At 43.5% G+C, this 20103-nt stretch carries 15 protein-coding genes; 8 read left to right on the top strand and 7 right to left on the bottom strand.

Annotation, left to right across the window (positions count from 1 at the left end; translation table 11 throughout):
* The first annotated feature begins 164 nt into the window (after nucleotides 1-164).
* From JGK14_RS01925 to JGK14_RS01910, 4 genes are all read left to right on the top strand, one after another.
* Entirely contained in the window at nucleotides 165-899 is a 735-nt protein-coding gene (locus JGK14_RS01925) for a hypothetical protein (protein WP_325314711.1), read from the top strand.
* Between the two features lie 63 nt (nucleotides 900-962).
* A complete protein-coding gene (locus JGK14_RS01920) occupies nucleotides 963-1583 on the top strand; it encodes a Uma2 family endonuclease (RefSeq protein WP_293180010.1) in 621 nt (206 codons plus the stop codon).
* A 74-nt stretch (nucleotides 1584-1657) separates the two neighbouring features.
* Complete coding sequence (locus JGK14_RS01915) at nucleotides 1658-2230, top strand: Uma2 family endonuclease (protein ID WP_293180007.1); 573 nt, start codon at nucleotides 1658-1660, stop codon at nucleotides 2228-2230.
* 80 nt (nucleotides 2231-2310) lie between these two features.
* Nucleotides 2311-2739: a hypothetical protein gene (locus tag JGK14_RS01910; RefSeq protein ID WP_293180004.1), complete on the top strand. Its 429-nt coding sequence runs from the start codon at nucleotides 2311-2313 to the stop codon at nucleotides 2737-2739.
* A 54-nt stretch (nucleotides 2740-2793) separates the two neighbouring features.
* Here JGK14_RS01910 and JGK14_RS01905 read toward each other — a convergent pair whose 3' ends face one another.
* Both JGK14_RS01905 and JGK14_RS01900 read right to left on the bottom strand, forming a co-directional pair.
* Entirely contained in the window at nucleotides 2794-3207 is a 414-nt protein-coding gene (locus tag JGK14_RS01905; RefSeq protein ID WP_293180001.1) for a hypothetical protein, read from the bottom strand.
* A gap of 44 nt (nucleotides 3208-3251) precedes the next feature.
* Nucleotides 3252-3809: a DUF6232 family protein gene (locus tag JGK14_RS01900; RefSeq protein ID WP_293179998.1), complete on the bottom strand. Its 558-nt coding sequence runs from the start codon at nucleotides 3807-3809 to the stop codon at nucleotides 3252-3254.
* Nucleotides 3810-4071: 262 nt separating this feature from the next.
* On the opposite strand from JGK14_RS01900, the gene JGK14_RS01895 reads away from it, so the two are divergent.
* On the top strand, nucleotides 4072-4851 hold the full coding sequence (locus JGK14_RS01895; protein WP_325314710.1) for a pentapeptide repeat-containing protein: 780 nt from the start codon (nucleotides 4072-4074) through the stop codon (nucleotides 4849-4851).
* Between the two features lie 39 nt (nucleotides 4852-4890).
* On the opposite strand, the gene JGK14_RS01890 is transcribed toward JGK14_RS01895, so the two are convergent.
* Entirely contained in the window at nucleotides 4891-5517 is a 627-nt protein-coding gene (locus JGK14_RS01890; RefSeq protein WP_293179992.1) for a Uma2 family endonuclease, read from the bottom strand.
* A gap of 269 nt (nucleotides 5518-5786) precedes the next feature.
* On the bottom strand, nucleotides 5787-6989 hold the full coding sequence (locus JGK14_RS01885; RefSeq protein ID WP_293179989.1) for an argininosuccinate synthase: 1203 nt from the start codon (nucleotides 6987-6989) through the stop codon (nucleotides 5787-5789).
* A gap of 495 nt (nucleotides 6990-7484) precedes the next feature.
* Here JGK14_RS01885 and JGK14_RS01880 point away from each other — a divergent pair, with 495 nt between their 5' ends.
* Entirely contained in the window at nucleotides 7485-8423 is a 939-nt protein-coding gene (locus JGK14_RS01880) for a glycosyltransferase family 2 protein (protein WP_293186321.1), read from the top strand.
* Between the two features lie 979 nt (nucleotides 8424-9402).
* The gene (locus tag JGK14_RS01875; RefSeq protein WP_293207318.1) at nucleotides 9403-12558 is read left to right on the top strand and encodes a PAS domain-containing protein; all 3156 of its coding nucleotides are present in this window, start codon (nucleotides 9403-9405) and stop codon (nucleotides 12556-12558) included.
* Between the two features lie 173 nt (nucleotides 12559-12731).
* Here the strand turns inward: JGK14_RS01875 and JGK14_RS01870 are convergent, their stop codons facing one another.
* Nucleotides 12732-12884 (bottom strand): hypothetical protein, encoded by a 153-nt coding sequence (locus tag JGK14_RS01870; RefSeq protein ID WP_293241403.1) that lies wholly within the window; start codon nucleotides 12882-12884, stop codon nucleotides 12732-12734.
* An 88-nt stretch (nucleotides 12885-12972) separates the two neighbouring features.
* On the opposite strand from JGK14_RS01870, the gene argZ reads away from it, so the two are divergent.
* Entirely contained in the window at nucleotides 12973-15087 is a 2115-nt protein-coding gene (gene argZ, locus JGK14_RS01865) for a bifunctional arginine dihydrolase/ornithine cyclodeaminase (RefSeq protein ID WP_293213184.1), read from the top strand.
* A gap of 157 nt (nucleotides 15088-15244) precedes the next feature.
* Here argZ and JGK14_RS01860 read toward each other — a convergent pair whose 3' ends face one another.
* Together JGK14_RS01860 and JGK14_RS01855 are read right to left on the bottom strand one after the other, a co-directional pair.
* Nucleotides 15245-16417, bottom strand: a complete 1173-nt coding sequence (locus JGK14_RS01860) for a hypothetical protein (protein ID WP_293190124.1) — start codon at nucleotides 16415-16417, stop codon at nucleotides 15245-15247.
* Complete coding sequence (locus JGK14_RS01855; protein ID WP_325314709.1) at nucleotides 16407-19916, bottom strand: sacsin N-terminal ATP-binding-like domain-containing protein; 3510 nt, start codon at nucleotides 19914-19916, stop codon at nucleotides 16407-16409. Before JGK14_RS01855 ends, JGK14_RS01860 begins: the two co-directional genes overlap by 11 nt.
* Nucleotides 19917-20103 lie beyond the last annotated feature (187 nt).

Raw genomic sequence — 20103 nt, 5'->3', positions numbered from 1 at the left:
CTTGTGGAACGGGCATCTTGCCCGTTCTTAAAATAGTGTAACATCTGAGGTTAAACTTATATTTTACACCAATGTCAGGAACAGGCTAGAAGCCCGTTCCACAAACAATAAAACTTATTCTGAGGTAGACTTCGATATCTCTACATTTATAATAGATAGAAATCATGGGATACACTACAATCTTTGAAGGCACATTTCATTTAAATCAGCGGTTATTGGATAGCGAAACTCTTTATTTATTAGAGTTTTCTCGGACGAGGCGAATGAAGCGAAATCCTGAAATTTTGCAAGATGTTCCCGATGCGGCGAGAACAGCCGTGGGTTTGCCTGTGGGCGAAGAAGGCTGCTATTTTGTCAATGAAAAGTGGGATGAAGAGTCGGAATTGTCGATCGTAAATTACAACCGCCCGCCGAAGACTCAGCCCGGATTGTGGTGTCAGTGGATTCCGACTGCTGACGGCGGGGGGATTCAGTGGAATGGCATGGAAAAGTTTTATGATTATGTGGAATGGTTGCAGTATCTGATTGACAATTTTATCGAACCTTGGGGTTATGTTTTGAGAGGCGAGGTGAATTGGCAAGGGGAAAGGGAAGAGGATGTGGGTATGATTTGGGTTGAGAATAATGTCATTATTTCACCCGAGGATGCACAGGAATTGCTGAGGTATGCGGTATCGCCGGTATCAGTGCCAAAGGTGGTTTGGGATTATTTGCAAGCGGTGGAAGCGACGGGGAAGCCTCTGACACATTGGCATGAATTAGTCGATCGGGCGGTGGAGTTGGGACACGGGGAAGCGGCGCTGTGGTTCAAGCCTAATATGGATAAGTATTTGGATGGTTGGGAGAGGGGTTTTGAGTTTGAGGGGAAGGTAATTAAAATGAAAGATAGTGAACTGTAAGCGGTTGTTTTGATTGCGGATAATCCGGTTATAATTGTTAGTACGATCGCAGGAGGATGTAGTATGACGGCATCAACAGAAATTCGCGAAGAAGTAATTGAGAGTAAGCCACAACCTTATTACACTCCAGCCGAGTATTTTGCTTTAGAAGAAGCAGCAGAGGACAAAAGTGAATATTGTCGCGGTCAAATATTACCAATGCCTGCGAATTCCGCCAACCACAATATGATAGTAGGTGATATTATTACTCCTTTGAATTTTGCTTTTAAAGGACAGAAACATTATCATTTATTTGCTTTGGGCTTGCGTTTGTGGATACCACAAAAGCAATTTTGTACTTATCCTGATGTGATGGTGGTTGCGGGTAAGCTGGAGTTTGCGGAGGGGAGGAAAGATGCGATTACTAATGTGGTGATGGTGGCTGAGGTTTTATCGAAATCGACAGCAAATTACGATCGAGGTGAAAAATTTAAACTTTTGCGATCGATTCCCACTTTGAGGGAGTATATTTTGATCGATCAGTACGAGATGCACGTCGAACAGTTTTCTAAGACGGATGACAATAAGTGGGTTTTGTCTGAGTATGATGGTGCTGAAGCGGTTCTGGTGTTGAGCTCGGTGCAGTTTGAGATGTCTTTGGGCGAAATGTACGATCGCGTGGATTTTGAGTCGGAGTCTGATTAGTAGCCATAAAAAACATGATTAAGTAAGATCGAATTAAGCGAGTAAATTTAATCATAAAAATCGAGGAAAACGTAATGATTGCCAGCAAAAATCATCCTGACGTTTCAGTTAAAGACTATTTAGAAGGTGAACTGGTAAGTCCCATCAAGCATGAATACAGGAACGGACAAATCTATGCAATGGCCGGCGCAAGTAATCCCCATGTTTTGATTTGTCTAAATTTAGCAACTCTGCTGAGAAATCATCTGCGCGGGACTGGTTGCCTGGTTTTTATGGCCGATACAAAAGTAAGATTTGAGACAATTAATACTTTTTATTATCCAGATGTAGCTGTATCTTGCGATGAACGAGATACTACTTCTGTTGCCGATTTTATCTGCTATCCTTCGCTAATTGTGGAAGTCCTATCTCCAACAACTGAGGCGTTTGACAGAGGAGATAAATTTGCGGATTATCGATCGCTCTCAACTATACAAGAATATGTATTAATCGGTCAACAACGGATGAATGTAGATTGCTACCGTCGCGATGTGGAAGGGCGTTGGGTTTTTTCTTCCTGCGGTGAGGGGGAATGTCTGGAGTTGGCTAGTATCAATTTTCAGTGTCCAATCTCTGCTTTGTATGAGGATGTTCCTGGATTGAGTTAAGATGTCGTTGGGTGAAATGTTCGATCGCGTGGATTTTGAGTCTGAAGAGTGAAGTGATATAGTAGAATCCCGGAAGCATTATGAAATCTGAAAAGTCGGCTATTACCTACAATATCGGTCAAAAATGGGCTGTGACACTTTGCTGCGAAGCAGAGGAAAAACTGGAATTGAGAGTTGCAAAAATCCTTGAATATTTAGACAAAAATTATCTCTTAAAGCAATGGGAAATATTTGATATTGAAGCTACGGGCAGTTATGGCAATTGCTTGACTGCGCGGTGCAATAATCAGGAAATATTTCAGGTATCTACTTCTGATTTGTTGGAGGTAATGAGGGAAGAAGGTCAAGTTATTGAATTAGATGCTAGTTTGATCAAAGATGACGAGGAATTGTTTAAAATACTGATTCGAGATGGGGTTTCAATTGATTTGCTTGGCAGCGGGGAGATGATGCCACTGACGGTTTTGGGCAAATATGTTTATGTTGACAAAGAACTGTTTATGTGGTAAAGATAGTAAGTGTTCGCAACTCTCAGACGTGATTCTAAGAGTTGCAAACACTTACTAAAACCCAAACGCTTTAGTAATCAATGGCAGTAGATTATTGCAGAATTCTAGTAGTTCTGTCGCTTTTGGTACACTTTTCATAATTCGTTCTAGCATCCTATTTGCCTGTTTGGCTTTAGTCTTCATTTCTGCATCATTAGGATTTGTAGCAGCTTCAGCTAATTCCTTTACTTGTTTTAAAGCATCTTCTTTGTCATCTTCACTTAAATTTGGATCGGCTGAAATTGCTGCTTCGAGTTCAATCAGTAACTCTTTGATTCCGGGTTTATCAGGTTCAGAGGATGAAGGTAACTCGTTTATAGCGAATGAAACATCTCCTCCAACGTGACTTGATGAAGTGCCTTGAATATTACCTCCTGTAACAGCACCTCCAACACTTCCTCCGATTTGAATACCTTGTTTATCTTCCATTATTCCCTCCTAAGTTGATTGATATTTGGATAATACTGTTATTTTTAGTCATTTCGCGAAACATTTCCTCCAACATTACTTGATGAACTGCCTCCTATATCACCTGCTGTGACAGAACCTCCCACACTTCCTTCTATTCGGATAGATCGATCGGTCGAATAGACTACATAACTACCTTCTGCATTACTTTCCATGAAGTTGTATAAGAAATCAACTACTTTTTTTAATCCTTTCATATCGGTTGTCACAAATATTGGCATAGGAGAACCGGAATTCAGATATAACTTAAGACCGTATTTTTCGGGCGAAAAAGTATTTACAATTAACCAGATAATTGCTACTATCGCCATAATTATTCCTGCCGCTCTCATCTCAGCATTATTAAAATAAGTAGCTACAACAAGTCCAATGACAAACAATCCCAAAATCCATTGAAATGGAATTTTTGGGGTCTTAACTGGTGATATACCAAAACCTGTAATGTTGCGAAATTGATAGACATCAGAACCAAATTTAACTGTATTTTTGGTAATATATATCTTGGTGTCATCCCAGATAGGTCGGTCATTATCTTGTGATGATATGTTATTTGCAGCCATCATTCCCCCCTTTTTTTAAAACTGTGAACCCACCAGGTAATAAGAATTAATTCTATCCCTACATAAATGAAGTCCTTGGGACTGCTGATGAGTGCTATTGATATTGACATCCCTGTGTAGTTAGAAGTATAATAGCGACTTAATATGAGCTTCAACAGTGAGAAAAAGTAATAAAAAAGTAATAAAAAAGTAAGATTTGTTCCCTGTTGCGGTACAATCTATACTCAGCCTACCTTAACGCTCCGCTAGTAAGGGACTTTAACATATGACCGTTGACGAAGCCATAGCGATCGCAGAAACAGCCCTCAACTACGATCGCCTCAACAAAGTTCAAGAGCTAGTGTTTCGTCAATCTTGGGAAGGGGTGTCTTATATGGAAATTGCTACAAGCACAGGTTATGATTATGATTATATCAAAGATGCTGGTGCTAAATTATGGAAACTACTTTCAAAAGCACTAGAAGAAAAAGTCAAAAAAGATAATCTCAAGTCAGTATTGAAACGATATTTAAGACGAGGTAAAGTGAATCTACAGCGAAATCTGACCATCGAAGTTAATCTCACTGGTGCAAATCTCAGTGGAGCAAACTTAAGCGGTGCTAGATTATTCGCAAACTTGAATGAAGCTGATTATGTTCAAACCGATTTAGATAAAATAATAAATGCTGATAGTGAAACTGAATTATCTGACTCAGAAAACGAAATTAACTGGAACGGTTTTTGCTTCCACTCAGAAGCACAAGTGAAAATTGCCGAAATACTCGATCGCACTTCCACTCTCTTCATCCCCAACTCCCAACTCCGACTCACAACACCGGAAGGGAGACAAAACCAAGAAGCTGACTTTCTTATATTCCACCAAAACAAGTTAGGAATGCTGAAAATTGACCGCGAATCATCGCATCAAAACACAGCAGAAGATGAAATGTGCGGACTTTCGATAGATTCTGGCATCAGTCTTGTCAAACATTACGATGCTACCCGATGCAGCGAACAACCGGCTCTAGTTGTGCAGGAGTTTTTGGAAATATTGAGTCAGGCATAGCTATGATACCAAATCCTGCCATAATATCCATTCTACTCTTCAGTCCGCGCAGGCGGACTTCGTTTGTGTAGTCGCGATTTCAATCGCCGACTGACTTTCGTTGGTAAAGATTACATCCTCATAGATAGAATCCATGCTAGTGCGAAAATCCACACTAGCCAAGTGAATTTCGCTTCCTTGGGTGTAAGAATACAAAACCCACAACCCCTCAGCATTGCGGCGAAAACACTCAACCCGCTGCCGCTTTTGACTAATTAACACATACTCCTGAAGCGTTTCTAATTCTTGATAGTCAGCAAACTTATCACCGCGATCGAATCCTTCAGTTCCTGTTGACAAAACCTCGATAATTAAACAAGGATGTCTTTTAAAAGATTGAAATGCTTTGTCCCGTTCATCGCAACTTACCATCACGTCGGGATAGTAGTAAATATTCCTAGATTCAATCCTAGCTTTCATGTCTGACATATAAGCACGACAGCCACTACCCCGAACATGATTTCTCAAAAGTGCAAATAAGTTGCCAGCAACTGTCACATGAGCATCACTTGCACCTGCCATTGCGTAGGTTTCGCCCTGAATATACTCATGTTTAACCTGGCTGAGTTCTTCTAATTTCAGATACTCTTCCGGTGAGATGTAATTTTGGCTTTGATTTGCAACCATTGGCTTTATATTGAGTTTTTTATGATACTAGATTCAGACCACTTCTATTGTACCAAACCCACTAGGATTTTTAAATTATTTGATCCATATTTTAACAAATAAGGTGGGCATTGCCCACCTTACTCTTAGTCCCACTCTGCTGGGACTTTGTTTGTCAGTCTTGCTGGATGCCGAGGCCAGAAACCGGGTTTCTTCCTAAATCTCTAGTTTAGAAAGCAAAGATTTTTGATAGAAACCCGGTTTCTTTGCACAAGTCCTGTTAACACATTCTAACCCCGATTCTTCTCCGACCAAATGCGGGTTGGCAATCCCCAAACGTAGACAAATCCTTCGGCTGCTTTGTGATCGAATTCATCCTCGGCGCCGTAGGTTGCTAAGTCGAAACTGTACAGCGAATTCTCTGATTTGCGGCCGACAATTGTGGCGTTTCCTTTGAACATTTTTAGGCGCACGGTTCCAGTTACTCGCTTTTGCGTGTCTAGAATAAATGCGTCTAAAGCTGTTTTTAAAGGGTTGTACCAAAGGCCGTTGTAAATCATTTGGCTGTAGGTTTCTTCGATGCCGCGCTTGTATCGCGTGACATCTGCTGTCAAAGTCAAACTTTCTAAGTCTCGGTGCGCGTGCATCAAAACTAAAATGGCTGGTGTTTCGTAAATCTCCCGCGATTTAATCCCGACTACACGATTTTCAATCATGTCGATGCGGCCGACTCCGTGATTTCCAGCTATTTCGTTGAGTTGGGTAATTAGGGCGACTGGTGCTAATTCTTTGCCGTTTAAACTGACTGGTTTTCCGCAGTCAAAACCGATTTCGATGTATTCGGGTGTGTCGGGAGTTTGTTCGATCGCCTTTGTCATCAAAAACACCTCTTCCGGCGGTTCCGCCCAAGGATCTTCGAGAATGCCGGCTTCGATCGCCATTCCTAACAAATTGCGATCGATACTATAAGGTGAAGACTTCTTCACCGGCGACGGAATACCGCATCTTTCACCGTAGGCGATGGTTTCCTCGCGGCTCATTTTCCATTCCCGCGCTGGTGCTAAAATCTTAATCTTGGGATTCAGTGCGCCGATCGACACATCGAACCGTACTTGGTCATTTCCCTTACCAGTACAACCGTGGGCGATCGCATCCGCACCGTATTTTTCGGCAGCTTCTACCAACAATTTAGCAATCAGCGGGCGCGCTAGCGCCGTAGATAGCGGATACCGATTTTCGTAAAGCGCGTTAGCTTGAATTGCTGGGAAGGCATAATCTTTGACAAATTCTTCCGTAGCATCAATCACCAAAGATTCCGAAGCACCAGATGCTAAAGCTTTCTTGCGGATGGGTTCTAATTCGTCTCCCTGTCCCAAATCCGCCGCCAGAGTAATTACCTCTTCGACTCCCCACTCCTTCATCAGGTAAGGAATGCAGACAGAAGTATCGACTCCGCCGGAATATGCTAGGACAACTTTTTTAGCGCGACTCATTGCTATTTACATCCTGAATTTAACTGACATCTTGCACCATTATCACTAAGCTTTTTAGGGCGGGCAAGATGCCCACCCCACCATAAAATTAATTTTTTGTGGAACAGGCATCTTGCCTGTTCTGGATAATGGTGCAAGATGTGATATTTAACCAACTTTGTATTATGCACCTAATTGACATCAATGCTCGTCAGACATAGTACAGATTCAGATATTATTTTTTTGCTCAACTTGGCTAAGCTGTGGCGCATTTAAATTGTATATTTCCATTTCCGCTCAAAACTCATCAATCCTCTCCCATTCTCCCATTCTCCCATTCTCCCCCTCTCCCATTCTCCCCCTCTCCCATTCTCCCATTCTCCCATTCTCCCCCTCTCCCCCTCTCCCCTCCAACATCGCCGATATCGCCGCCATCTCTCGGCGTATTTCCCGGCCCAGTTGCTGCGAAAAATCTGCTACCGTGGGATACGGTAACTGTGGCGATGGGGTAAAGCCGTGTTTTTTAGTGTTGTGATTCCGACGTACAATCGTAAACCGATTTTGGCAAAATGTCTACAGGCTTTGGAAAATCAGCAGTTTGATAATATTGTCACAGATTATGAGGTGATTGTAGTCGATGACGGTTCGACGGACGGGACGATCGACTGGTTGGCCGCAGATGCTGAGTTTTTGCCGCACGTGCGATCGATCTGTCAATCTCATCAAGGCCCCGCCGCCGCCAGGAATTTGGGCGTTGAAGATGCTAAAGGCGAGACAATTATTTTTATTGATAGCGATTTAGTCGTTACAAAGGATTTTTTGCAAGCACACGCAGATGCTTTGCTACAGGCTTACAAAGATACTGATGCGGTTTTTACTTACGGCAGCGTGATTAATACTTGCAATTTCGACAATCCCACTGCCGAACCTTACAAAATAACTGATTTTTCGGCTGCTTATTTTGCTACGGGAAATGTCAGCATCGCCCGTCACTGGCTACTGGAAGCTGGACTATTTGACACTCGCTTTCAACTTTACGGATGGGAAGATTTAGAATTGGGTGTCAGGTTGAAAAAATTAGGTTTAAAATTGATTAAATGTCCGACTGCTGTTGGCTATCACTGGCATCCACCTTTTAGTTTAGAGCAAATTCCTGGGATGATTGACCGAGAAATTCAGCGCGGAAGAATGGGAGTTTTGTTTTATCAAAAACACCCCACTTGGGAAGTGCGGCTGATGATTCAAATGACTGTTTTGCACCAAATACTGTGGGGAGTTTTATCTTTGGGCGGGATGCTGAACGAGCGCACTATGAAACCTTTTTTGCAGTGGTTGATTGACCGAGGTAAGTCGCAGTTAGCTTTAGAAATTGCTCGAATTTTTCTGAATTGGTATAATGTCAAAGCCGTGTATGCTGCTTGCGATGAATTGCACGCTCCTACAAAGATGCCATAGATCGTGCCATTTTAGATTTTAGATTTTAGATTGATATTGACTGATGAGTAAGCTGTACGGCATTTAAATTGTAGATTTCAAGGCCCTATTCCCTACTCGTCAAATCCTCTCCTCCTTTAAGATCGCAGACAATCTAGATGCTGTACAGGCGATCGCGCCAACGCCTCAACAAAACTTAAGATACGGTAGCAGGTTGTCAGGCTAGATTTGCTTGCCGTGCAGAGCCAGTAGATATACTTAAAAACAAACATTGAGCAACTGGCCCAATAGTAGCGAAACCGCGTTCTAATCACTGTTTGAATTTTATATTTAATGAAATTTGCCGGATTTATGCCTGATTTGAGGAATATCGGCTGTTTTCTCGATCGCCTGCAATAATTTGCTGAAACAAAGAATTAAAGATGCAGACATTTTTGATAGACTGAATACAAATTAAGGGGTGCGCTATGTTGGCAGGCGATCGGACAGTGCCACTGGCATAGCACAAAAGGGAAGCTGTGTGTCTGATTTATGCTGCCATAGCTAATAAAAGCATCGCATACAGCCACTCATTGACTCCTGTCCAAAAACGGATACCGTCTCACATTCTTCTGTCACGAGCATTCCAAAATTTTAGATAAAAGTTCAATCTCCCAGATTCATCTACCCTTGTAAATCTAAAATCGTTGGACGATTTCCCTGATCGAACGTCTGATCCCGAAATCTCCAATCTAAAATAGAATGACCAGCGATTGATAAACAGGATGCGGAGCTGATAGAAACTTATACTGCTCAAATTCGCGCCATAAATCAACATCTACCCAATTTTATTGTTGCCGCAAGCTCATAGTTCTACCTATAAGCACTTGCGCTTTAATGATTCTTACAATTTGATTAATACACACTATATTACGCAGCAAAATTATCATATGAAAACAAAATAGTAAACGCTATAGATAGAAAAGCTGCGTAGATATTCCTAAGACTCTGAGGGGTTATCGTGAATAAAATTGACCAAAAATACGCCAAAATAACAACAAAAAAATCTGAAATATCTGGCTTAAAACAAAACATTTTAATTGTTGACGACCACCCAGAAAGCTTGCGTCTTTTATCCAAGTTGTTGTCCGAGCGGGGATATCAAGTGCGGCCAACACTAGATGGAAAATTAGCCCTTAAGTTTGCGCGATCGACTCCACCGGATTTAATTTTGCTGGACATTATGATGCCCGGTATAGATGGCTATCAAGTCTGCAAACAGCTAAAAGCTGCTCCTGAAACCAAAGATATTCCTGTAATTTTTATCAGCTCTTTAAATGAAACTTTTGATAAAGTTAAAGCTTTTTCGCTGGGAGCTATAGACTACATTACTAAACCATTTCAAATAGAAGAATTGGTCGCTCGCGTCGAAAGTCAAATGCATCTGAGCAGGCTTTCTCGGCAAGTAGTAGCACAAAATGCGCGGCTGGAAGCAGAAATAGAAGAACGCAAGCGGGTCGAAGCACAACTGCGAGAAAGTCAGCAATGGCTGTCGGCAGTAATTAAAATGAATCCTAATGTTTTGTACGTTTACGATGTGATAGAACAGCGAATTCTGTATCTCAATCGCGAACTATATATCGATCTTGGCTACTCGCTGGAAGAAATACAGCAAATGCCAGCAGCATTTCTTCCTAACTTAATACACCCTGACGATTTGCCAGCATTCTCAGAACATATGAGGAGGATTCAGACATCAAAAGATGGTGAAAGCTTTGAGTTTGAATACCGAATAGAACACAAAAATGGTGAATTTCGCTGGTTTTTTAGCCGGGATACGGTGTTTTCAAGGACGGTGGAGGGCAAACCTTGGAAAATTCTGGGAACTGCTACTGAAATTAGCGATCGCAAACAAGCAGAATTCGATCTTAAAACAGCTTTGTCTGCTTTGGAGCGGCAAATCAAGCAAAGATTTCTGCTAGAAACAATTACTCTCGAAATTCGCTACAGCTTAAAGCAAGACCAAGTTTATCAAACAGCGGCTGCTCAAATAGGTCGAGTTTTTAATGCCGATTCTTGCTTGATTCACACCTACAAAGAACACCCACTGCCCCGCATCTATTGTATGACTCAGTACAGGAAATCTGAATCAGCAACGCTGTGCGATGTAGTAGAAATTCCCGTCCTGGGAAATCCTCACGCTCAGTTGGTGTTGTCTCAAGATAAACCTGTAGTTTCTGACGATGTTTTTGCTGAACCGCTGCTGGAAAATGTTACTGATTTGTGCCGTCAAATAGGTTTGAAGTCGATGATAGCCATCCGCACTTCCTACCAGGGAAAACCCAACGGAATGATGTGCTTGCACCAGTACGATGAGCCCCGCCACTGGACGCAAAATGAGATCAGATTATTGAAAGCTGTCGCTGCACAAATGGGAATTGCGATCGCTCAAGCCAATCTTCTGGAACAAGATAAAGAGCAGCGACTTAAATTGCAACAAAGCGAAGCTAGTCTAGCAGCAGCCCAGAAAATTGCCCATATCGGCAATTGGGAATTCGATCTCGTCACCAATAAAAATATTTGGTCGGAAGAAGTATTCCGCATTTTTGGTCTGGACTCAGCCGCACCTGAACCGACATATATCGAACTTTTACAGATGTATCATCCAGAGGACAGAGAGTTGTTTCAACAAACTGTCAGCCTTGGTATCTCACAGGGAACTTCCTACAAAAAAGAGTTGCGAATTTTGCATCCCAGCGGTCAAATTAGATACCTCGAAACAAGGGGAGAAGCTATTTTTAACAAATCCCTAGAAGTAATTAAACTGTTTGGAACAGTAATGGATATCACCGATCGCAAAGAAGCGGAAGCAGCGCTGCAAATTAGCGAAGAACGTTTTTACCTGGCATTTGAAGCCAGTGCGACGGGATTGTGGGATTGGAATCTTGCCACGGGAGAAGTCTATTTGAATTCACGGTGGAAGACGATGCTGGGATATGAAGTAGAGGAAATAGAAAATAGTTATGCAGCCTGGGAAAGACTTGTACATCCAGATGATTTGCCTCTGGCTACAGCAGCGATAAATGCTCATCTGGTAGGCAAAAAACCGACCTACGAAGCAGAATTTCGGATGCTGACAAAAATCGGTGAATGGAAGTGGATTTTGGCTCAAGCTAAGGTGATGGAACGTGATGATTCGGGAAATCCTTTGCGGATGACGGGCACGCATATCGATATTAGCGATCGCAAACAAGCCGAAGCAAGTTTGCGAAATAGCGAACAGCGAGAACGAGAAAAAGCCCAACAGTTAGAACAAACTCTGGAATACTTAAAAAATGCTCAATCACAACTGATTCAAGCCGCAAAGATGTCAAGTATTGGGCAAATGGTGGCGGGAGTTGCCCATGAAATTAATAACCCCGTCAGCTTCATCTACGGCAATATTATTCCCGCCGCACAGTACGCTAACGATTTGGTAAAATTGATCCAGCTTTACCAGCAAAATTATCCCGAACCAGTGCCAGAAATTGCCGAAAGATTGGCAGAAATAGAAGTGGATTTTATCGCTGAGGATTTCCCCAGAGTGCTGGCTTCAATGCAAGCAGGTGCTAACAGAATTAAGCAGATCGTGTTGTCCTTGCGAAACTTTTCGAGACTCGATGAAAAAGAGCGCAAAGTAATCGATATTCATGAAGGGATAGAGAGCACTTTGGTGATTTTGCAGCATCGATTGCTGTCACAGCCAAAACGTCGGGAAATTCAAGTTGTTAAAAATTACGGCGAACTGCCCAATGTTGAGTGTTATCCGGCGCAATTAAATCAGGTATTTATGAATTTGCTGTCAAATGCGATCGATGCTGTGGAAGAGTCATCAGCAGCCTGTAATGACAAAGTTAATCAGATTCGCATTATTACGGAAGTCAGCAGCGAAAATCAAGTGTGCGTGCGGATTGCTGACAGCGGGCCCGGTATCTGTCCTGAGGTTCAGTCAAGGATGTTTGACCCATTTTTTAGTACAAAGCCGATCGGCAGTGGCACTGGTTTGGGATTGTCGATTAGTTACCAAATTGTGAAAGACCGCCACGGCGGTAATTTGTGGTGTCATTCAGAAGTTGACCGAGGTACAGAATTTGCGATCGAACTACCGATTTCGCAAAAAAAGTTGAAAGTAAAATAGGTTTGTAGTGAGGACTAAAGTCCTTCTTTCGGGAGCATCTCAGTTTTGCATTTGTAGTGCTGTCCCCGCTCGCGTGCTTTATAAAGCACGCGAGCGGGACGCTCGCACTGAAAGAAAAAATGCTTTTTGCAAAAATGAGATGCTCCCCTCAGAAAGAAGGACTTTAGTCCTCACTACGAACCTTTTATGAAGGCTAATTTACCGAAAATAATGTCAAAACCTGAAATTTTATCCGATATTTCATGCAAACCGTCTGTGGCTGAGTTTGATTTTAACCTAACTGTGATATAATTAAAGGCTACTTTTTTCGCTGCTAGACGTTGCACTCTTTCTCTTGGGAGTGAATTTTACAGTTGATTTCATACATACTATCTCAACTTAAGTCTGTAGCATCTACCACATTTTAACTGAATTATGACCGACTCAATTCGCTTCCTGATGTGCGCTCCCGACCACTACGATGTAGATTACGTGATTAACCCTTGGATGGAGGGTAACGTACACAAATCATCGCGCGATCGCGCCGTCGAACAGTGGGAGAAACTTTACCACGTGTTGAAAGACAACGCCGTTGTAGACCTGGTACCGCCCGAAAAAGGCTGGCCGGATATGGTGTTCACCGCCAACGCTGGCTTACTTTTAGGCAATACTTTTGTCCTCAGCCGCTTCTATCACAAGGAACGCCAAGGCGAAGAACCCTATTTCAAAGCATGGTTTGAAAACCAAGGTTTCACCGTGCACGAACTCCCGAAAGACTTGCCGTTTGAGGGTGCTGGTGACGCTTTGCTCGATCGCGAAGGACGCTGGTTGTGGGCAGGATACGGCTTCCGTTCCGAACTCGACTCGCATCCGTTGCTAGCAAACTGGCTGAACATTGAAGTGCTGTCGCTGCGTTTAGTAGACGAACGTTTCTATCACCTAGACACCTGTTTTTGTCCGCTCACAGGCGGATATTTGCTCTACTATCCAGCAGCATTTGACTCTTACTCGAACCGCTTAATTGAAATGCGAGTAGCGCCGGAAAAACGGATTGCGATCGAAGAAGCAGATGCCGCTAATTTTGCTTGCAATGCTGTCAATATTGACAAAGTTGTGGTAATGAACAAGGTGAGCGAAGGCTTGAAAACGCGCATCACTCAAGCGGGCTTCAAAGTCATTGAAACGCCGATGAGCGAATTTTTGAAAGCGGGCGGCGCCTGTAAGTGTTTGACGCTGCGGGTGAATGAACCTGTGCAAGAAGATCGATCGGCAAACGTGATGGTAGAAAGCCGTGCCATTCGCATGGAAGGTCACCTGCTTGATGCCGGTTTAATCAGCCGCGCTTTAGACTTAATTATCGAAAACGGTGGCAGTTTCCAAGTGCTCAATTTCAATTTAGGAGAACAGCGCCAAAGCACATCATCCGCGGATGTGAAAGTTTCGGCACCTTCCCACGATGTGATGGAAGAAATCATGGGATTGCTGATTGACTTGGGTGCAGTGCCACCGCCGCAAGAGATTTGCGACGCTATTTTAGAAGATGTCGTGCAAGATGGTGTCGGCCCAGACGACTTTTACGTTAGTACCATTTATCCTACAGAAGTGCGGGTAAACGGTCAGTGGGTGAAAGCGCGAAATCAGCGGATGGATGGTGCAGTTGCAATTACTGAAACCGCAGAAGGCCCGGTGGCTACGTGCAAATTGTTGCGCGATTTAAAAATAGGTGAAAAAGTCGTTGTTGATGTGGTTGGTATCCGTACTATCCGCAAAACAGAATCGCGGGAACAGCGCAATTCTCAAGAATTTAGCTTTATGTCCGGTAGCGTTTCTAGCGAGCGCCGGGTAGAATTGGTAGTGGAACAAGTAGCGTGGGAATTGCGCCAAATTCGCGATCGGGGCGGTAAAGTTGTGGTGACGGCGGGGCCTGTGGTGATTCACACCGGCGGCGGCGAACATTTAGCGCATTTGATCCGCGAAGGTTACGTACAAGCATTGTTAGGTGGAAATGCGATCGCAGTTCACGACATGGAACAATCTAGCATGGGAACTTCTTTGGGAGTTGACATGAAACGCGGCGTAGCTGTGCGCGGCGGACACCGCCACCACTTGAAAATGATTAACACTGTGCGCCGTTATGGCAGTATTGCTAAAACCGTGGAAGCAGGCGTGATTACTAGCGGTGTAATGTACGAGTGCGTGAAGCATAATATACCGTTTTCGCTGGCTGGTTCGATCCGCGATGACGGGCCGCTTCCCGACACGCAAATGGATTTGGTGAAGGCTCAAGAAGAGTATACTGAGCTGTTACGGGGCGCGGATATGGTGTTAATGCTGTCGTCTATGCTGCATTCGATCGGTGTGGGAAATATGACGCCGGCGGGTGTAAAGATGGTCTGTGTGGACATTAATCCGGCTGTGGTGACGAAATTGAGCGATCGGGGGTCGATCGAATCTACTGGAGTTGTCACCGATGTGGGATTGTTCCTGAGTTTGTTGGTGAATCAATTGGATAAGTTGACTAGCCGCCATCATGTAACTCAATCGGTGTAACTGAATCGATTTAGAATCGGCGATTTAAACCGTGTAGACTCGGCGGTTGAAACCGCGTCTACACAAACAATGTCCGAGCTCAGAGGGACTGAATAATAGAGGCTGGTAGGGTGCGCCACAAGCACCTTCCTTAGCCGATAATGCTGATTATTTTCGCTCAAAAAGCGCCCCAATAAATTGAACTATCGCCCTTTTTATCGCCGCTGGAACTTGGAGGGGATTTAATTTCCGAATTAGCTGCGGTGACGGGAGACAAATCGCCCGGTAAAGACCGAATTCGCAACTCGTTGAGCAAACCATTAATATGATGCGGCTCAGCATCCAGAATACTTGCTAACGGGAGCAGATTTTGCACTGCATATTCGCCGAGTTGAGCGTTAATACTTTCTGCTAAATAGCATAGCATAATGTATCTGCTACCGCTGCTGATAATATGAAATATTTTCTTGAACTCGTCAAAGTATTGAGTTCCCGGTATAGCTGAAGCGATTTTTGTTTCACCCTTCCAGAATAAATCTACATCTATTTGACTGGCTGGCAAAACTTGAGCTTTAGCAATCCAGACGATATCGAGGATTGGTTCAGAGTCATACTCGTGAAAAATCAGCCGCTTTAAACCAGAGATTAATTCCGGAGAATTGAGAGTTTTTTGCCATTCCCGACACCAATCATTACTTTGAGCATTTAAGGCATTTTTGACTGCCGCCGGACGTTCAATCACATCTTTTAATAAAGAAAGACTTCCGGCTAATTTGGCAAACTTTGGGGAGATTTGCTGGTGCAGTATCTGATTGGAGTCAATATAATCTTTGCGCCAAGGTGCGTCCGGGATGAGAACTTGACAGGCGGGAGCAAGTGTGTTGTTTGCAGTAAGAATCGGTGGATTTTTAACTGGACGGCCTTCTAATGACTGTTGAGATTCTAGGCGACTGATTACCTCGATTGCATAGTTTTTGTCTGCTGCGTTTAACGGCGTATTGCTGTATTCGGCTGCTAATTCTTCGAGAAAATCTAGGTAATCTTGCACAACGGGCGATCGCCCTTGTCCTAAAAGCTGATAGACTTCGGAAAATGGATGAGAAACATCTATCGTTGTGCGGCGGTTCCCGAAAAAAGGCACGTCATCCAAAAAAGCGTGTTTCGGCCGCCAAAACTTGCCCCTAGAATCATCCCACAGACATTGACGCCCAGCAAATCGCTGTTGAATTTGCTGGCGTTGTTCGCTGGAAATACTGCCTTTGATGAAAGTCTCATCAAGATATTTGTAAATTGCCTTGACTGATTGTATTTGTGCGTTTAAATCGTCGGATATTGTGATTTCAACTGTCATTTTCCCAAGTTTTTATTAATGTATCAAAGTGGTCAATAACTGTACTTGTATCTACAGGCATAAAACCAAGTGCTGTTTTGATTTCGGGTTTCAGCAAATCCCGCTGAGGGCGTGCAAATACGAATTTTTGGCTTGCAACTAACCAAACATCTTGAATGAAACAGACATCTTTAGCGCGATACAACCTCGGTTCAGGTATCGCAGCGGCGGGATATTGGCTTAACTTTTGAGGATTTTGCTCAACAGGAAGCCAAGGTTTATCTGCGAGTGTTTCAGCCAGTGTTTTGTTGGTGTTTCCAATTGAGGTATATTTTAGTGCATCCCAATTATCAATGATATAGTTAAAAACCGCAATCGAAGCATCGGTTACTGCGCCTGCACCTGAACGATTCGCAGTTTGAATTAGATTGTCAACACAAACTACAATGTCATCTGCACTCAAGGTTTTTCGCATTCCCAAATTCTCAAAGAATTCGAGCCACAGTGGATAATCCTGCGAGTAAAATTCCATATCTGGAATAGCTGCTAAATTTCCGAGAATGTTGCGGATTACTTGACTTTCGGGATTGTAAATTAGTTCGACAGAGCGCAATCTGCGATCGCTACAGCGTACCAAACGCGCCTTTTTCAGCTCTTCTTTGAATGAAAAAGCATCCTCTCCTGCCTTTTCTAGTTCTTTATAAGCTTCAGTGAGATGCTCTCGAATCCACGCCAGCGCGATTAATTGTTCTTCCGGCGCTAATGAGGCATACTCAGGTAACAAACACTCGCGAATCAGTCTAGCACGATTGAGTACCGGAACTTGCAAAAATTGGAACAGTCGCAGCCATTCTTGGTTTTTTTCTGTCCGTAAAAGCCTCAACGTACCTGCAATTTCCGGCGGTTCGTATCCGCCGCCCGGAAGGTAGACATTTTCATCGTTGAGGGAAACGATTTCGTGGGAAGTTGTGGGGTAAATTGGAAGTTGACGCAGCTTGTGGAGGCTATCTTGGTCGTAATTTGTTGGTTCTGAAGCTGCTAGGAAGTTGAGGAGAGATGTATAATGCTGTTGGTGGTAGGGTGGCAAACCTCGATCGCACCGCGAAGATACCGTGTCTAGGACATCTGGGCCTGTCAGAAAATAGACTAACAGATTTTTGTGTCTTTGGGCAAATTGGGCGATCGCACTTTCAAGTTTTGCCGGTGCTCGGACAAGCGTCACCCCAAAATACTGTACAGCCTCGATGATTTCCGCTGCAATATTATCACCGCACAACAAAGGAGTTCCCGCAGTTCCTCCTTTGTGGAGCTTACCATCATTTCCCGGAACCAGCGGAACCTTCTTTAATTCCTCGACTGTTTCTGACGACAGATATCTAGGCGAGATATTAGAAAAATAATTGTATACGAGAGTCAACCAGTCTGTATTTGGTGGATGTAGTGCATCAGCTTGCCAATCGCATTCTGACTGCGTTGAACTAATGACATGAATCAATTTTTTAGCTACTTCTGTAGCATTCATTTCTGACACACCAATCATGTTATGTCGAGGCACTACATTAGTTAAATCTCGGTGCAAAAACCATTCTAGATGATTGGCAAATATCTGCCTTGATGTATCCTCGGAAAAGTAAATAGTGCCTATCGGGTTGTAACCAAATACTTGTAAAGTATTATTCGCGAGAATAGCTAGCGGCAAACCGCGCAAATCTCGATGATTGTCGCTGATGCAATAGCGCAGCATATTCGCAATCCACTGTCTATTTTGCAGGCTGGGTTTCGGTGCATCTTGCAACGGCACACCTAGCTGTTTGTTTTCAGTTAAGTGCTGGCGCAGATTAGCCGGAGTGAATGTTTGTAATGGCAAACCTGCATCTTTAAAAGCTGCCAAAATCGACTCTGGTAATGGCGGTTCGGGAATGTCGATATTGTCGGCGCGCATTGCTGGTAATAATTCGTCCCACCACTTTTTCGAGGGTAAATTTTTAACTGTCGGAGGTGTCACCCATTTTGTTTGTGACATCGCTACCCCGCTGAATTGACGTTCAGTTACAGTGTGTTCTACAGCCGATCGCACAACTAATCTCTGATACAATAACTGTATGACACAGCGGTGCAGTTCTTCGAGAGCTTTGCTGACAGTAATTTTGCCAACAGGCCAAAACTTGTAAAATTCCTCTGGCTGATACCGGCCGATATCTTGCACTAAATCAACAATTAAATTAGCATAAGCGTGGGACAAAACGTGCTGTGCGAGTAGATGGTTCCAAATAGCTCTCGGTCTATCTTTTCCAGTTTGTCCGCTGTCGCTGCTGAGGTTGTCGCGCGAACTATTTAAGTTGAAAAAACCATTAATGTGAATAGGTAGCCCGGTTTCGAGGGGAAGCGGCAAAAAACAGTAAACTTTTCCGTTGACAGGTTGAGGATTTCCCTCGGTACTCACAGCATTAATTCTCGCAGCAGCGCCCGCCCAAGGCAATACTTTTTCTTGGCTTTCGTACATTGCTTGTATGACTTTTGCCAACTCCCCGCCTTCGTCTGTCCGAATTAAACTGACTGTTCTCCAATTTGATTTGGTATTTCGATTCCGGCTAATTGTTTCTATGTCGTGGCGGTATGAAACTGATACTAAACCTGCTGGATTATGGTGGCACAATTCCAGCAATTTGTCTGGTGTATCGGGAATTGCATCGAGGAGTTGTTGGCGTGCTTCTCGTACTTCTTGCTGGTTCTGGGTAACAATTGCGAGAATTTCTTGCCTAGTTTCTTGACTGTTGGCGGGAATTTCGTAAACTCTAATTTCCTGAACAGATTTCAAAAATAGCAGTAACTCTTCACCTGAATTAATCAGTTCGTCTAGCAGTTCTTTGATGTTGGATTCGGTGAAAGCTTGTTTGCGAATTTCGCTATTTTTCGCGTGTTCTGCGGTTCTTAAAGGCAAGCGAAACAAAGTGCCTTGAAAATTTGTCTCTCCTAATGGCAATCCTCCCGCTGCGTAGACTTGCATAAAATCGGGATATTTTTCGTACCATTTAGTGTTTGCTAAATTCCACTCGCGCCCGGGTTCTTGTCTGGAAGTGCCGGGGATAGCTGCGCCGTGGGGGTCAAAAAAAATAATGCGATCGCGCGAAACGAAACTGGGATAATCTGTAACGTGATATATGGCATTAAACCCGACGCCAAATCTACCAGTTTTCTGCAAGTCTCGCGCTTTTTTACTTTGTCCCAGGCTGCGGATGCTGTCAAAGTCTTTATCTGTAAAAACGCGATCGTTGTAGACTAGCATCGCCGGCCCCATGAGCTGTATCATGCGATCGTCAGGCAATTGTTTAGGCTGATGCTGCCGCCAATCCAGAGTAATTTCTACCCGCGTTGCTTTAGCATCGTCAGCATTTTGGATCAACTCTTTGATAATGCCAACGCCTTCGGGATAATCTCGGATAATCCCTCTTAACCGGGCGATTAAGGGTTCGGATTGGTAGAAAGATTTGCCCTCAGTTTCGCTGTTGCTATAAGCCATAGATGTTATGTTCGCTTTCTACCAAATACTATACAAGCAAAGCGTAAATACAAGCAGGATTCCCACTGAGTACCCTACCGAAAGCTATTCGTAATATTCCCATAAAAAACCTCAGACCCGCAAGCCTGAGGACCGGAGTTCCTGAAAATCGTCATTTCTTACTATTATCGTCAACGAACAGCATAAA

It is taken from the genome of Microcoleus sp. PH2017_28_MFU_U_A, from assembly GCF_020738035.1.
In the GTDB taxonomy this organism is placed as follows: domain Bacteria; phylum Cyanobacteriota; class Cyanobacteriia; order Cyanobacteriales; family Microcoleaceae; genus Microcoleus.
This window is presented reverse-complemented; position numbering and strand designations above follow the sequence as displayed.